The organism is Cupriavidus sp. (genome assembly GCF_057315035.1).
The window spans coordinates 88276-101595 of sequence record NZ_DBHKYV010000018.1 but is presented as its reverse complement, the minus strand read 5'-3'; the positions used below and the strand labels follow the sequence as shown (position 1 = coordinate 101595).

At 63.7% G+C, this 13320-nt stretch carries 13 protein-coding genes; 8 read left to right on the top strand and 5 right to left on the bottom strand.

Features of this window, described 5'->3' with window-relative positions:
* Window positions 1-69 precede the first annotated feature (69 nt).
* The 3 genes from hglS to ACO550_RS21295 form a co-directional block, all read right to left on the bottom strand.
* Window positions 70-1434, bottom strand: coding sequence for a 2-oxoadipate dioxygenase/decarboxylase HglS (hglS, locus tag ACO550_RS21305; RefSeq protein WP_315593937.1), 1365 nt, complete (start codon window positions 1432-1434; stop codon window positions 70-72).
* A 91-nt stretch (window positions 1435-1525) separates the two neighbouring features.
* On the bottom strand, window positions 1526-2437 hold the full coding sequence (locus ACO550_RS21300) for a LysR substrate-binding domain-containing protein (protein WP_315593936.1): 912 nt from the start codon (window positions 2435-2437) through the stop codon (window positions 1526-1528).
* A gap of 2 nt (window positions 2438-2439) precedes the next feature.
* Window positions 2440-3330 (bottom strand): RNA polymerase sigma-70 factor, encoded by an 891-nt coding sequence (locus ACO550_RS21295; protein WP_315593935.1) that lies wholly within the window; start codon window positions 3328-3330, stop codon window positions 2440-2442.
* 121 nt (window positions 3331-3451) lie between these two features.
* Between ACO550_RS21295 and ACO550_RS21290 the strand changes: the two genes are divergently transcribed.
* Window positions 3452-3766 (top strand): CppA family protein, encoded by a 315-nt coding sequence (locus tag ACO550_RS21290; protein WP_315593934.1) that lies wholly within the window; start codon window positions 3452-3454, stop codon window positions 3764-3766.
* Window positions 3767-3841: 75 nt separating this feature from the next.
* Here the strand turns inward: ACO550_RS21290 and ACO550_RS21285 are convergent, their stop codons facing one another.
* Window positions 3842-5518 (bottom strand): thiamine pyrophosphate-dependent enzyme, encoded by a 1677-nt coding sequence (locus tag ACO550_RS21285; protein ID WP_315593933.1) that lies wholly within the window; start codon window positions 5516-5518, stop codon window positions 3842-3844.
* Window positions 5519-5826: 308 nt separating this feature from the next.
* On the opposite strand from ACO550_RS21285, the gene ACO550_RS21280 reads away from it, so the two are divergent.
* Genes ACO550_RS21280 through ACO550_RS21260 form a run of 5 tightly spaced genes read left to right on the top strand, consistent with a single transcriptional unit; the run spans window position 5827 to window position 10581 of the window.
* On the top strand, window positions 5827-6822 hold the full coding sequence (locus ACO550_RS21280) for a tripartite tricarboxylate transporter substrate-binding protein (protein WP_315593932.1): 996 nt from the start codon (window positions 5827-5829) through the stop codon (window positions 6820-6822).
* A gap of 2 nt (window positions 6823-6824) precedes the next feature.
* A complete protein-coding gene (locus ACO550_RS21275) occupies window positions 6825-7919 on the top strand; it encodes a malate/lactate/ureidoglycolate dehydrogenase (RefSeq protein WP_315593931.1) in 1095 nt (364 codons plus the stop codon).
* Between the two features lie 15 nt (window positions 7920-7934).
* Window positions 7935-8726 carry a 2-dehydro-3-deoxyglucarate aldolase gene (gene garL / locus ACO550_RS21270; protein ID WP_315593930.1) on the top strand — a complete coding sequence of 264 codons (792 nt, stop codon included), beginning with the start codon at window positions 7935-7937 and terminating at the stop codon, window positions 8724-8726.
* Between the two features lie 23 nt (window positions 8727-8749).
* Complete coding sequence (locus tag ACO550_RS21265; RefSeq protein WP_315593929.1) at window positions 8750-9646, top strand: 2-hydroxy-3-oxopropionate reductase; 897 nt, start codon at window positions 8750-8752, stop codon at window positions 9644-9646.
* Window positions 9646-10581: a LysR substrate-binding domain-containing protein gene (locus ACO550_RS21260; RefSeq protein ID WP_315593928.1), complete on the top strand. Its 936-nt coding sequence runs from the start codon at window positions 9646-9648 to the stop codon at window positions 10579-10581. Before ACO550_RS21265 ends, ACO550_RS21260 begins: the two co-directional genes overlap by 1 nt.
* A 159-nt stretch (window positions 10582-10740) precedes the next feature.
* On the opposite strand, the gene ACO550_RS21255 is transcribed toward ACO550_RS21260, so the two are convergent.
* A complete protein-coding gene (locus ACO550_RS21255; protein WP_315593927.1) occupies window positions 10741-11079 on the bottom strand; it encodes a hypothetical protein in 339 nt (112 codons plus the stop codon).
* Between the two features lie 244 nt (window positions 11080-11323).
* On the opposite strand from ACO550_RS21255, the gene ACO550_RS21250 reads away from it, so the two are divergent.
* Both ACO550_RS21250 and ACO550_RS21245 read left to right on the top strand, forming a co-directional pair.
* Complete coding sequence (locus tag ACO550_RS21250) at window positions 11324-11809, top strand: GFA family protein (protein WP_315593926.1); 486 nt, start codon at window positions 11324-11326, stop codon at window positions 11807-11809.
* 105 nt (window positions 11810-11914) lie between these two features.
* Window positions 11915-13243 (top strand): PQQ-dependent sugar dehydrogenase, encoded by a 1329-nt coding sequence (locus ACO550_RS21245; RefSeq protein WP_485994953.1) that lies wholly within the window; start codon window positions 11915-11917, stop codon window positions 13241-13243.
* Window positions 13244-13320: the final 77 nt, after the last annotated feature.

The window sequence follows — 13320 nt, the reverse complement described above, 5'->3', positions numbered from 1 at the left end:
TGCGGGAGAGGGGAGAAAACCACGGGCATATCAATAGCTGCTGGTTTGCTTGTGGGGGAGAGGGCAAACCTAGCTTCGTAGCGACTTCATTGCCACCGCCAGTGAAGCCTCCTGCTGCTCCGCATATAGCGCCAGTTCGTCATGGACCGATGCACCCAGCGCCAACTCGAACGCGGCGCGGTTTGGCGATGCCTCCAGCGCATCGCGGGCTTCGTTACCCAGGTTCGACTGGAAAATGCCTGCCGCACTGACTGGCAGGAAGTCTTCATAGGTAATCGGTTCCGCCGCCAGCGCACCCGCGGCAATCAACGCGTCGATATTCCCGCCTTCGGCCGTGGCCGTACCGGCAGCGTAACGGTAATAGGCCAGACCCTGCTGACGCATTGCTTCATGGGTGTCCGGGAACGCCGTGAACACTTTGTTCAGCACCTGCCGATACGCATCGGCATTGGAGCCATCACCGGCAGGCGAGATGGTCTTGCGGACTTCGCCAAGCAACTGGTCGTAGAGCTGCCGGCCCTTGGGCGTCAGGGCCACGCCACGTTGTTCGATCTCGCCAAAGCGTGCGGTATGGGTGCCGGCTTCCCCGCCGTCGCGGAACGAGACCGGCTCGCTCAGTGCCAGGAAGCTGGTCTGGCGCAGCAGGATCGGACATTTCCGGGTCGGCGGGCCTTCCACCACGGCCTTCGGCTGGATGCCGCGCGCGGGCATGCGTGCCTGCACGACATCGATGTCCAGCGTGCGTGGCGTCAGATGATTGATGTGCGGGCCGGGGAAGCAAACGATATCGGCAATCAGCGGATGCGTCTTGCGCAGCTTCCAGTACAGCTCGGCATCCACGGTGGACTTGCCATGCCAGCGGAATGTCTCAAGTGCTTCGGCAACGAATTGCGCGGCATCGGCCTCGTCGAGCCCGCCCTGCTGCTCGGCGCGCTCGATCAGCGCAATGCAGCCTGGCGTGAAGATCAAGCGCGTGGCCAGCACCGCAGCCGCAGCATCGCGCAGCGCGACATCCTCGATCAGATCGAGGCGCAGCAGCGAGGTAAATACGCGGAACGGATTCTCGGCCAGGCCCGCCGTATCCAGCGGACGGAATGCCGTGGAGTGGACCGGCACACCAGCCACCGAAAGATCGTAGTAACCGACCGGGAACATGCCCATCACCGCGAACAGACGGCGGATTGTCGCCAGTTCTGCGGGAGTGCCGACGCGGATCGCTCCATGGCGCTCCACCTCGATGCGCGCCTCCTGTCCCACCGCACCGGCAGCGGCCGCGCCAACGTTGGCAAGCACCTCGGTATTGACGTCGGAGACGAGCTCCATCAGCGTGCCGTACTGCGGCACTTCGGCGCGATACATGTCGGACATGGCGCGCGAGAAAAGGGCTCGAATCTGGCTGGAGGGCTTGAAGGTAGTGGGGGCGGAAGCAGACATCGATCATTCTGGCAGTGAAGATTGGCCAGTGTGTGATGTTTGCGACATCGCGGCAAACGATATTTCAGCGCCAGTTGATGCGCTTTTGGCATCAACTCTTCACATCACACTGCCGCATCAGCCAGCCGGCAAAGGCCTGCAGCTTGCGTTCGTGCGGCTTCTCCTGCCGACACGTCAGGAAATAAGCGCCGCTACGCGTGGCTTCCGGGGCAGCGGGAAGCGCCAGCGCCTGCAGTTGACCAGATTCCATTTCAGAACGAACCATCATCTCCGGCAATACCGCGATGCCAAGCCCGCAGATGGCCGCGCGCGTGACCATCGTGAACAGGTCGTAGCGGGGCCCGAGTCGTGCCCTGCGCCGAATCTCCTCGTCGTCGGCACTGAACCAGTCTGGCCAGGCGTCGGGCCGGCTGGCCAGATGCAGCAATGGCTGCCGCAGCAGGTCTTCACGCTTGCGCAATCGCGTGCTGTTCAGCGATTTCAGCAATTGCGGACTGCATACCGGGATCGATGGCCCTTCGTCGATCAACCTTGCCGAAGGATGCCCGTCCCACGGCTGCTCGCCAAAGTAGATTGCGGCATCGAACAACGAGTCCGCAAAATGGAATGGCTCGGGGCGTGCATGGATATTGATGACGATGCGCGGATATTCCTCGCGAAAACTGCCCAGTCGCGGAATCAGCCACTGCGTGGCGAACGTGGGCACCACGGCCAGTTCGATCACCTCCATGCCACCGGCGCGCGAGGCCAGGTCCTTGGTGGCGCGCTCGATGGCCTTGAGTTCGGCACGGATCTCGCGAACATAGCGGTCGCCGTCGGAAGTCAGTACCACGCGCTTCTTGATGCGTTCGAAAAAGCGCACGCCAAGCCGTTCCTCCAATGCCTGGATCTGGCGCGAGACCGCGCTTTCCGTGACATTGAGTTCAGCCGCGGCACGCGTAAAGCTGCCCAGGCGGGCAGCGCATTCCAGCATCTGGAGTGCGATCAGGCTTGGTAGACGCATGCTCACGAATGGGTAATGGACGCCAGGATGCGTTGCAACTTGTCCGGATTGCGCTGCGCGTGGATGCTGACGATACGTTCGCCGTCGGTTTCGAACGTCTGCGCCGATTCGAGCTGCCCATCGACGTAACGCAGCAGCGCCCACTGCCCGTTGAGCATGACCATCTGCACGCGCACGTCCTGACCACGGCGCTGGGCCGCGAAGTAAACCTGCGCAATGCGTCCGCCGCCGACCAGCGGCTTGGGGAAGCTGGACACCTTGCCACCGCCATCGCCAATCAGGACCGCCTCATCGGACAGCATGCCGCGGATGGCATCGAAGCTGCCCTGCTCCAGTGCCAGCGCAAAACTGCGCATCAGGTTCTGGTGCACGTCCCTGGGTACGACCTGGCGCGGACGCTCGTCGCGCAGTTGTGCCTTGGCCCTGCTGACGAGCTGGCGGCAGGCCGCTTCGCTCTTGCCGATCACGTCGGCCACCTCGGCATAGTCGGCATCGAACACTTCGCGCAACAGGAAGGCCGCGCGCGCCTCAGGCGTCAGCCGCTCGAGCAAGAACAGGAAGGCCACCGAGATATCGTCGGCACGCTCCCTGATGGCCTCGGGCGTATCGGGATGATCGGACAGCAAAGGCTCGGGCAACCAGATCCCGGCATAGTGCTCACGCTGCAGCTTGGCCGCGCGCAAGTGGTCGATCGCAAGGCGTGTCGTCACTGACACCAGCCACGCCTCGGCATTATCGATCGCGTCGCGGTCCGTTCCATGCCAGCGCAGCCAGGCGTCCTGCACCACGTCTTCGGCTTCGGCCACCGAGCCAAGCATCCGGTATGCAATGCCCTGTAGCCGTGGGCGGAGCGTGTCGAAAAAGGTGGTCGGATCGGGTGCGGGTGCTGCCATGGCGAGGTCCATCGGTCGGGTTGCCATTGTGGCACCGCCGCCCCTTGCTCGTCCTTGAAATTTCCGATTCACTGTATATATTTACAGGTACTGTATGAATGAACAGTATCGGAGCCTTCTGATGGAACATCTGATCCGGGTGCAAAACGAATACGACCGTCAAGTACTGGTCTGGCTGCGCGGGCGCATTGGCGATGCGGCGCTGCAGTCGGCCGCGCGCAGGGTCGCTGCGGACGGCAAAAAGCCTTACCTTTCAACCATTTGCCGCATGCTCAACATCCGTGCGCCGTCGCGGCGCAGCTTTGCCGAGGAAGCGCGCAAGACGCACCGCGCCGTGGGGGAACGCTACCTGGCCCAGATCCGCCAGATCCTTGCCGTCCCGCCTGCCGCAGCGCGGCTGACCGGGCAGGAAGCGCAGCAAGGCTCCCTTATCTAGCCTGAGCCGGAAGGGAGCCCGCCGCCTTTCGCGCAAATTAGTCCGAATTATTGAAATCCAATAATTCGGGATAAATCACGCCGGCAGGTCGGTCACGCGCATGGCCGGCGTGATCTGCAACGGATCGGTCAGCAGTTCCAGCACGGCAGGCTTACCGGCCTTTTGCGCACGTTCGAAGGCCGCCGCAAAGTCCTCAGTCTTCTCCACGCGTTCAGCCCATGCGCCGCACGACCTCGCCATCTCAACAAAGTCCGGATTGACGATGGTCGTGCCGCTCTGGCGTCCCGGATAGCGGCGCTCCTGGTGCATCCGGATCGTGCCGTACATGCGGTTGTTCACCAGGATCACGATCAGGTTGGCACCATGCGCGGCGGCCGTGGCAATTTCCTGCGGATACATCAGGAAGCAGCCATCGCCAGCCAGGCAGACCACGGTCTTTTCAGGATGACGCAGCTTTGCGGCAACCGCCGCCGGCAGGCCATAGCCCATGGCGCCACAGGTCGGCGCCAGTTCCGTACGCGGCCGCTTGTAAGCATAGAAACGGTGCAGCCAGACCGTGTAGTTGCCTGCGCCGTTGGTCAGCACGGAATCTTCGGGCAGCACGTGGTTCAGGTGTGCCATTGCCGCGGACATATCCACACCAGACAATTCCGGATGCGGCTTGGGCACGGTCACGAACGCCTCGTGGTCGGCGCGTGCGCCGCCGGTCCAGTCCTTCCACGGCAGCGCGGCCGGGGCAGGCAATGACGCCAGCATGGCGGCGCCTGGCTCCACGCCGGCATGGATCGCCAGCGCGGGCTGGTATACGCGACCCAGCTCAAAGCTGTCGGCATGAATATGGACGAGCTTCTGCTGCGGCGTCGGAACTTCCAGCAGCGTATAGGCATCGGTGGCGATATCGCCAAGGCGCGTGCCGAATGCCACGATCAGATCCGCGGTCTTGACGCGCTCGGCCAGTTTCGGACTGACGCCAAGGCTCAGGTGCCCCACATAGTGCGGATCGCGATTGTCGATCACGTCCTGGCGGCGAAACGCGCAAGCCACCGGCAGATCCCATGCCTTGACGAACGCGGCAAAGTCGCGCACCGTCTGGTCGGTCCAGTTGGCGCCGCCGGCAATCACTAGCGGGCGCTTTGCCGCGCCCAGCGCAGTGGCCAGCGCCTTGGCATCTTCCGCACGCGGGGCCGCGGCAACCGCGCGGTACGCCACCGCATCGGCACATTCCACCAGACCGTCGAGCACGTCCTCGGGCAATGCCAGTACCACCGGCCCGGGACGCCCGGACGTGGCCACCTGGAACGCACGGGCCACCATTTCCGGAATGCGCGCCGGGTCGTCGATTTCGGCGGCCCACTTGGTCATCGAACCGAATACCGCGGCGTAGTCCACCTCCTGGAACGCCTCCCTGCCCTTGTGTTCGCGTGCAATCTGACCCACGAACAGGATCATGGGCGTGGAATCCTGCTGGGCGATATGCACGCCGATGCTGGCATGCGTGGCACCGGGACCGCGTGTCACAAAGCAGATCCCAGGCCGCCCGGTGAGCTTGCCGTCCGCTTCCGCCATATTGGCCGCCGCACCTTCGTGCTTGCAGACCACCAGGTCGATGGCGGGCTGGTCATGCAGCGCGTCCAGGACATCGAGAAAACTCTCGCCGGGCACGCAGAAGATGCGCTCGGTGCCGTGGATGCGCAACTGGTCTACAAGTACGCGGCCGCCAGTGCGGGCCGAGGTGGAAGTGCTGGATGTCATGGCGATGGTCCGGACGGTCTGTCTATCGGTCTCAGGGAATGGTCAGGCGATGGTCAGGCGAATGTCTGCGATTGTTCCGTTTGACGTGCATCGCTGCGCGGTCTATCGTGCATTTCTGTTATGCGTTTTCTGCAAGTCCGTACACGGCTTCGCCGTGTAGATTGCTGACGAGGCGCAGCACAAGACGCCCAAGTCTGCCACGGTTCGTGATTGCGAAGCCGGTAGGCAGAACAATAACTGTATGGAAAGGCCGTACTGGAAAGCCGCACTTGACCGTACTCGACCGTTCGCGCAACAGGAGACACACAATGCTGTTCCCCCATCGACTGATGCGGCCGCTGCTGGCCGTGCTTTGTACCGGATGCATGGCCGTCGCATCCCCGGCTGGCGCGCAGACCGCCGACCACTACCCGAGCAAGCCCATCACCTACGTGGTGCCGTTTGCCGCCGGCGGTACCACCGACCTGCTGGGCCGCCTGATCGGCCAGCGGCTGTCCCAGACCCTGGGCCAGTCGGTCGTCGTGGAAAACCGTGCGGGTGCCGGTGGCAATATCGGCTCCGACTATGTGGCCAAGGCCCCGGCCGATGGCTACACCATCCTGGGCGGCACCATCAGTTCTCACGCCATCAATGTGAGCCTGTATCCGAAGATGCCGTATGACCCGGTCAAGAACTTCCAGCCGATAGCCCTGATCGGCAAGCTGCCGAACGTGCTGGTGGTCAACGCGGACAGCCCGTGGAAGACCGTCCAGGACGTAATCGCGGCCGCCAAGGCCAAGCCCGGCTCGATCAATTTTGGCTCGTCGGGCAATGGCACGTCGCAACACCTGGCCGCCGAACTGTTCGCCAACATGGCCGGCCTGCGCATGACCCACGTCCCTTATAAAGGCAGCAGCCAGGCCGTACAGGCATTGCTGGGCAGCCAGGTGGACCTGGTCTTCGAGAACAGCGTCGCCGCCATGCCGATGATCCAGGCCGGCAAGTTCCGCGCGCTGGCCACGACCGGCAGCAAGCGCGCAGGCGAGTTGCCCGATGTGCCGACCATGGCGGAAGCCGGTCTGGCTGGCTACGAGATCGTGTCGTGGCAGGCCATTTTTGCGCCGGCGGGCACGCCGATGCCGATCGTGAACAAGCTTTCGACCGAAATCGGCAAGATCATTCGCCAGCCCGAAGTGCGCGCCAAGCTCGCATCGATGGGCGTGGAACCGTCCGGCGCGGGTCCCACCGAACTGGGCAACTTCCAGAAAAGCGAAGTCGCCAAATGGGCAAACCTGATCAAGACCGCCAATATTCATCTGGAGTAAGCATGAGTGAACACCGCGTTCCAACCGCCGGCCTGCACCAATGGGTAGTCGATCTGTGGCTGGCGGCGGGCTCGGATGCCCGCGAGGCAAAGCTGACCGCCGATCATCTGGTAGGCGCCAACCTGTCCGGCCATGATTCGCATGGCGTGGGCATGATCCCCAAGTACGTGATGTCGTGGCAGGCCGACCAGTTGCAACTGAACCAGCAGGTCAGCGTGGTGCACGAATCGGGCGGCATCCTGAGCCTCGACGGCAATCGCGGCATGGGCCAGGCCGTGACCGAGCAGGCCATGGACATGGGCATTGCACGCGCCAGGGAACATGGCGTGTGCGTGCTGGGCCTGCGCCGCTCCCACCATCTGGGTCGCGTGGGCCATTGGGCCGAGCAGGCTACCGCGGCCGGGATGATCTCGATCCATTTCGTCAACGTCCTGTCCAAGCCGATCGTGGCGCCGCATGGCGGCTACGATGCGCGCTTCGGCACCAATCCTTTTACGATCGGCGTGCCGCTGGCCGGCCAGCCGCCGCTGGTGCTGGACTTCGCCACCAGCGCGATTGCGCTGGGCAAGGTCCGCGTGGCTCATAACAAGGGTGTGCCAGTGCCGGCAGGCAGCCTGATGGACCCCAACGGCCACCCGACCGATGATCCCTCGGTCATGTTCCCGCATCCGGGCACGCCGCAAGGTGCGTTGCGCACGTTTGGCGAGCACAAGGGCTACGTGCTGGCCGTGATGTGCGAACTGCTGGGCGCGGCGGTAACGGGCGGGCACACCATCCGCCCCGAAACACTGACCCATGAACACGCGGTGTGGAACAACATGCTGGCGATCATTTTCGATCCCGCGCGACTTGGCAGCACCACCAGTTTCGGCCATGAAGTGGAGTCTTTTGTCGAGTGGATGAAGGCATCGCGCCTGCAACCGGGCAACGACGCCATTCGCCTGCCGGGCGACCCTGAGCGCGCCTGGCGCCGGGCGCGTGCCGAATTCATTCCCGTGGACAGCAGTACGCTGGCCCAGCTCGACGACGCCGCGGCACGCGTGTTGCAGGCGCGTGGCAAGTCGCCCGGCCCGCTTACCGCGCTGGCCGTCGACTGAATTGGAGTTACCCTCATGACCACCTCCCCTCACCTGCCGCAGATCCACCCGCTGCCCAACCGCTTCCGTGCCGATGTGCTGGCGCGCAAGCGCCTGATCGGCCTGTGGAGCTCGCTTGGACAGCCGGTGACCAGCGAGATCATCGGGCTGGCCGGCTTCGACTGGCTGTTGCTCGATGGCGAGCATTCGCCCAATGATGTGCTGACGTTCGCGCCGCAGTTGATGGCGCTAAAGGACAGTACCAGCGCTGCCGTAGTGCGTCCGCCATGGAACGACCCGGTCATGCTCAAGCGCCTGCTGGATATCGGCTTCTACAATTTCCTGATCCCGTTTGTGGAATCGGCGGAAGAAGCGCGCCGCGCGGTGCAGGCGACGCGTTACCCGCCCGATGGCGTGCGCGGGGTCTCGGGGGTACAGCGTCAGAACCGCTACGGCACGCTGCCCGATTTCTTCAAGACCATCAACGACAATATCTGCGTGCTGGTGCAGATCGAAAGCCGCAAGGGCGTGGCGGCCATTGCGGAAATCTGCGCGGAGCCTGGCGTCGACGGCATCTTTATCGGGCCCAACGACCTCGCGGCAGCCTACGGACATCTTGGCAATCCGAACCATCCGGAAGTGCAGGCGGCCGTCAAACAGATTTACGACGCCGCCAACCAGGCCGGCAAGGCAATTGGCACGCTGACGCCGGTGGAAGCCGATGCGAAGCGCTACCTCGACATGGGCGCGCATTTTGTTGCCGTCGGCCTCGACCATCTGCTGTTGCGCGACGCCGCACGCGCGCTGTGCGAACGCTTCGCGCGCTGACACCACATCAACCGGGAACAATCATGAGCAAGATCGGATTCATCGGACTAGGCGTGATGGGCAAGCCCATGGCGGAACATCTGCAGGCCGGCGGTCATACCGTGCATGCGCACACGCGCAGCGGCGTGCCGCAGGAACTGCGCGACAAGGGCATGCAGCAATGCACCAGCGCGACCGAGGTGGCACGGCAATCGGACGTCATCTTCCTGATGCTGCCCGACACGCCCGACGTGGAGCGCGTGCTGTTTGGCAAGGATGGCGTGGCCGAGGGGCTGAGCCAGGGCAAGATCGTGGTCGACATGAGCTCGATCTCGCCAATCGAGACGCGCGAGTTCGCAGCCAGGATCGAAAAGCTGGGCTGTGACTACGTCGATGCGCCGGTGTCCGGCGGTGAAGTCGGCGCCAAGGCGGCCACGTTGTCGATCATGGCCGGCGGCAAGCAGGATGTATTCGACCGCGTATTGCCGCTGCTGCAACTGATGGGCAAGAACATCACGCTGGTGGGCAATGCCGGCGACGGGCAAGTGGCCAAGGTAGCCAACCAGGTGATCGTGGCGCTGACGATCGAAGCGGTCAGCGAGGCGCTGGTACTGGCGGCCAAGGCCGGTGCCGACCCGGCGCGCGTACGCCAGGCGCTGATGGGCGGCTTTGCCAGCTCGAAGATCCTCGAAGTGCATGGCGAGCGCATGATCAAGCGGACGTTCAATCCGGGCTTCCGCATCGAACTGCACCAGAAGGACCTGAACCTGGCGCTGTCCACCGCGAAGGCATTGGGGCTGGGGCTGCCGAATACGGCATCCACCCAGCAACTGTTCAATGTCTGTGTGGCCCAGGGCGGTGCGGCCTGGGATCATTCGGGTCTGGTCAAGGCGATCGAACATCTGTCGTCGTTCGCGATTGGCGATACGCCGAAAGCCTGATGACTGCACTGAACTCCGACGACCTCGCGTGCTTTGTCTGCGTAGCCAACACGCAGAGCATTTCGCGCGCCGCGCTGGAACTGGGCGCGGACCAGTCGACGGTGAGCCGCCAGATCGCACGGCTCGAAGCCACGCTCGATACGCGGCTGTTTCATCGCAGCGGACGCGGCGTGGTACTGACGGAGGCCGGCACCACGCTGTTGAGCTATGCGCGACAGGTTGCCGCAACCCTGACGGAGGCGCGCGCCGCGGTACGCGCCTCGACCGCGCAAGGTCCGGCGCAACTGGTCATTGCCGCGCAGCCCACCATCGCCAATACCGCGTTCGCGGCCATCGGCACCGCGCTCAAGCAACGTTTTCCCGCTACAAAAATCAGGTTTGTCGAGGGTTTGGCAAGCCCGGTACTGGCCTGGCTGGCCGCAGGCGAGATCGACGTGGCCCTGCTTTACCTGCCTGAGCAGCAAGGCGCGCTGAAGGTGGACGTATTGCTTGAGGAAGACCTGACGCTGGTGACGCCCACATCGTGGAGCCATCTGGGGCCAACCTTCCCGGCGCGCCGCCTCGGCGAAGTGCCGCTGATCCTGCCAAGCACTTCGAACGGTTTGCGCGTGCTGGCCGAATCGCTGGCCACGCGCGTCGGCACTACGTTGAACCTGGCAATGGAGTGCGATGCGTCGAACACTGTGGCCATGCGGCTCGTGGAGGACGGGTGTGGCGCGACGCTGCTACCGTTTGCCGCAGTCGCGGACCGCGTGGCGCAGGGCCGCCTGCATTCGGCACGGGTCATCGATCCCGTGGTCACGCGTCAGGTAGCAATGACCACCGCGCGTAATCGACCGGTCGTGCCAGAGCTGTGGGACATCATGCAGACCGTGCGACAGTCGGTACGCAATATCGTGATGTCAGGGGCATGGCCGGGGGCGCGGCTGATTTGACTCTTCTCTGCTCCCCTCTCCCGCATGGCGGGAGAGGGGTTGGGGGTGAGGGCCAGCGGCTCAATCCAAGTCAAGTCGCGATTTGAACCTCATGCCCTCTCCCCCGCCCCTCTCCCGCGCGCGGGAGAGGGGAGAAAACCGCCGGAACAAGGGCCACCGTTACTGCTTGGTAGTTCCCTGCTGCAACTCTGCCTTGGCCGCTTCATTGGCCGCCTTGTTGGCATCGCTGCGTTCCTGCTTGGCCGCGCCTACATCCTGTTTGTACTGCCCCTTGGCCGCGGCTTTTTCAGCCTTGTACTGGTCCTTGGCCGCCTTGCGTGCCTCGCGGCGTTCCACCAGCGGATCCTTCGGCGGCTGGATCTGCGTCATGCCCGGCGGCACCGCATTGGCGTTGGCCGGTGCGGGCGCGGGGGTCTGCGCAAAGGCCGTGGCGGACATCAGGCCGGCCGCCAGGGCGCCGATCAGCGAAGTGGTGCGAATGGTTCGATGCATAGACATATGAGACCTCTCAATGTTGTTATCGAAAAGTACCGGTGCATTTCCACACCGCGTGCCCAGTGTAGAAGTGACTCCGTGCCCCGCGTGCCGCATTCACACATCTCCTTACAAAAACTCGCGGGCACTGACAGACAACGCCTGACAACACCACAGTTTCTACGCGGATATGCGGCAATTCACGCTTGAATGGCTGCATGGCGTCGCCCAAACTGAAGCGCATCGATCGCCCGTTTGAGGAGTTGCCATGCATCTCGAAGGCTCGTGCCAATGCGGTGCCGTCCATTTCAATCTGGAATCAGACTCGCCCTACCCGTTCATGCACTGCCATTGCTCGATCTGCCGCAAGACCGGCGGTGGTGGTGGCTATGCGATCAACCTGGGCGGCGATGCCACCACGCTGCGCGTGCGCGGGCAGAAGCATGTGGGCCAGTTCCATGCCGTGATGCGCGAGCCAGGCAAACGCGCGGTGCGATCAAAAGCATTGCGCCATTTCTGCAAGTTGTGCGGCAGCCCGCTGTGGCTGTGGGACCCGCGCTGGCCCGATCTGGTGCATCCGAACGCCAGCGCCATCGACACTCCGCTGCCGAAGCCTCCCGAGGTCGTGGAAGCCGCGCTGGACTACGTGGCGCCTTGGGTCGACGTACCGCGCGGCAAGGGACATCGGCATGCGGGCACGTGGCCGCCTGAATCCTTGCGCGAATGGCACCAACGGCATGGCTTGCTGGCGTAGTCGGACACTGCCGGACAACGCCTTGCATCCGCGCTGACATACACCTGCGGAGTGCCCTCCTATGCTCAGGATATGCCACCGTTGCGTGGCAATCTGGAGCCCGCGATGCGCGAATACCTGATCTATCCGATGGCCACGCTATTTGCGATCGCGGCGGTCACCCTGTTGGTTGGCTGCGGCGAGTCGGCCAAATTGCCCGAATCGGCCGGCTTTGGTCCAACGCCGCAGTTGCCGGCGCCGAACAAGACCATGATCCCCACCGTCCATATCGCTCCGGCCAAGGGCTGGGACAACGGCAAGACGCCGGTCGCTGCCGACGGCATGCGCGTGGCGGCGTTCGCCGACAAGCTCGCGCATCCGCGCTGGGTCTATGTATTGCCGAATGGCGATGTACTGGTGGCCGAAACCGATGCCCCGCCCAAGCCCGAGGATGGCAAGGGCATCCGTGGCTGGATCATGAAGAAGATCATGAAGCAGGCCGGTTCGGGCACGCCGAGCGCCAACCGTATCACGCTGCTGCGCGATACCGACGGCGACGGCGTGGCCGACCAGCGCTCCGTCTTTATCAAGGACCTGAATTCGCCGTTCGGCATGGTGCTGGTCGGCAATGATTTCTACGTGGCCGATACCGATGCCGTGTTGCGCTTCCCCTATGTACCGGGACAGCCGGGCATTACCGAGCCAGGTCAAAAGCTGGTGGACCTGCCGGCCGGTCCGATCAACCATCACTGGACCAAGAACATCATTGCGAGCCCCGACGGTAGCAAGCTCTACGTCACGGTCGGTTCCAACAGCAACGTCGGCGAAAACGGTATCGACAAGGAGGCGGGCCGCGCCGCAATCTGGGAAGTCGATCGCCAGACCGGGCAGCACCGCATCTATGCCAGTGGCCTGCGCAATCCCAACGGCATGGCATGGGAGCCGACCACGAAGATGCTATGGACCTCCGTCAACGAGCGCGACGAAATTGGCAGCGACCTCGTGCCTGACTACATTACGTCGGTGCGCGATGGAGGCTTCTATGGCTGGCCATTCAGCTACTACGGCCAGCATGTCGACGAGCGCGTGAAGCCGTCCGCGCCTGACATGGTGGCCAAGGCCATCATGCCCGACTACGCAGTTGGCGCCCATACCGCATCGCTGGGCTTGACCGGTGCCTCCGGCAACAGCCTGCCCGCGCAGTTCCACGATGGCATGTTCGTAAGCCAGCATGGCTCATGGAATCGCAAGCCACGCGCCGGCTACAAGGTGATCTTCATACCGTTCGACCAGGGCAGGCCCAAGGGCGCGCCATTTGAAGTACTGGCCGGATTCCTGACTGACGATGGCGAAGCGCAGGGCCGGCCGGTAGGTGTCGCCATCGACAAGCGTGGTGGCCTGCTGGTGGCCGATGACGTCGGCAACATGATCTGGCGCGTCACGGGCGCCAACTGACACCTGAAAAAAACAGAAACGCAAAAACCGGCGGTGCGAGCCCCTCGCACCGCCGGAAGACCGCCCACCACGGCAGT

Bases quoted from the DNA above. Each gene is read 5' to 3' on its own strand.
- ACO550_RS21260 (WP_315593928.1), top strand. From the start codon at position 9,646: ATGACTGCACTGAACTCCGACGACCTCGCGTGCTTTGTCTGCGTAGCC.
- ACO550_RS21275 (WP_315593931.1), top strand. From the start codon at position 6,825: ATGAGTGAACACCGCGTTCCAACCGCCGGCCTGCACCAATGGGTAGTC.
- ACO550_RS21245 (WP_485994953.1), top strand. From the start codon at position 11,915: ATGCGCGAATACCTGATCTATCCGATGGCCACGCTATTTGCGATCGCG.
- ACO550_RS21250 (WP_315593926.1), top strand. From the start codon at position 11,324: ATGCATCTCGAAGGCTCGTGCCAATGCGGTGCCGTCCATTTCAATCTG.
- ACO550_RS21280 (WP_315593932.1), top strand. From the start codon at position 5,827: ATGCTGTTCCCCCATCGACTGATGCGGCCGCTGCTGGCCGTGCTTTGT.
- hglS (WP_315593937.1), bottom strand. From the start codon at position 1,434: ATGTCTGCTTCCGCCCCCACTACCTTCAAGCCCTCCAGCCAGATTCGA.
- ACO550_RS21300 (WP_315593936.1), bottom strand. From the start codon at position 2,437: ATGCGTCTACCAAGCCTGATCGCACTCCAGATGCTGGAATGCGCTGCC.
- garL (WP_315593930.1), top strand. From the start codon at position 7,935: ATGACCACCTCCCCTCACCTGCCGCAGATCCACCCGCTGCCCAACCGC.
- ACO550_RS21290 (WP_315593934.1), top strand. From the start codon at position 3,452: ATGGAACATCTGATCCGGGTGCAAAACGAATACGACCGTCAAGTACTG.
- ACO550_RS21255 (WP_315593927.1), bottom strand. From the start codon at position 11,079: ATGTCTATGCATCGAACCATTCGCACCACTTCGCTGATCGGCGCCCTG.
- ACO550_RS21265 (WP_315593929.1), top strand. From the start codon at position 8,750: ATGAGCAAGATCGGATTCATCGGACTAGGCGTGATGGGCAAGCCCATG.
- ACO550_RS21285 (WP_315593933.1), bottom strand. From the start codon at position 5,518: ATGACATCCAGCACTTCCACCTCGGCCCGCACTGGCGGCCGCGTACTT.
- ACO550_RS21295 (WP_315593935.1), bottom strand. From the start codon at position 3,330: ATGGCAGCACCCGCACCCGATCCGACCACCTTTTTCGACACGCTCCGC.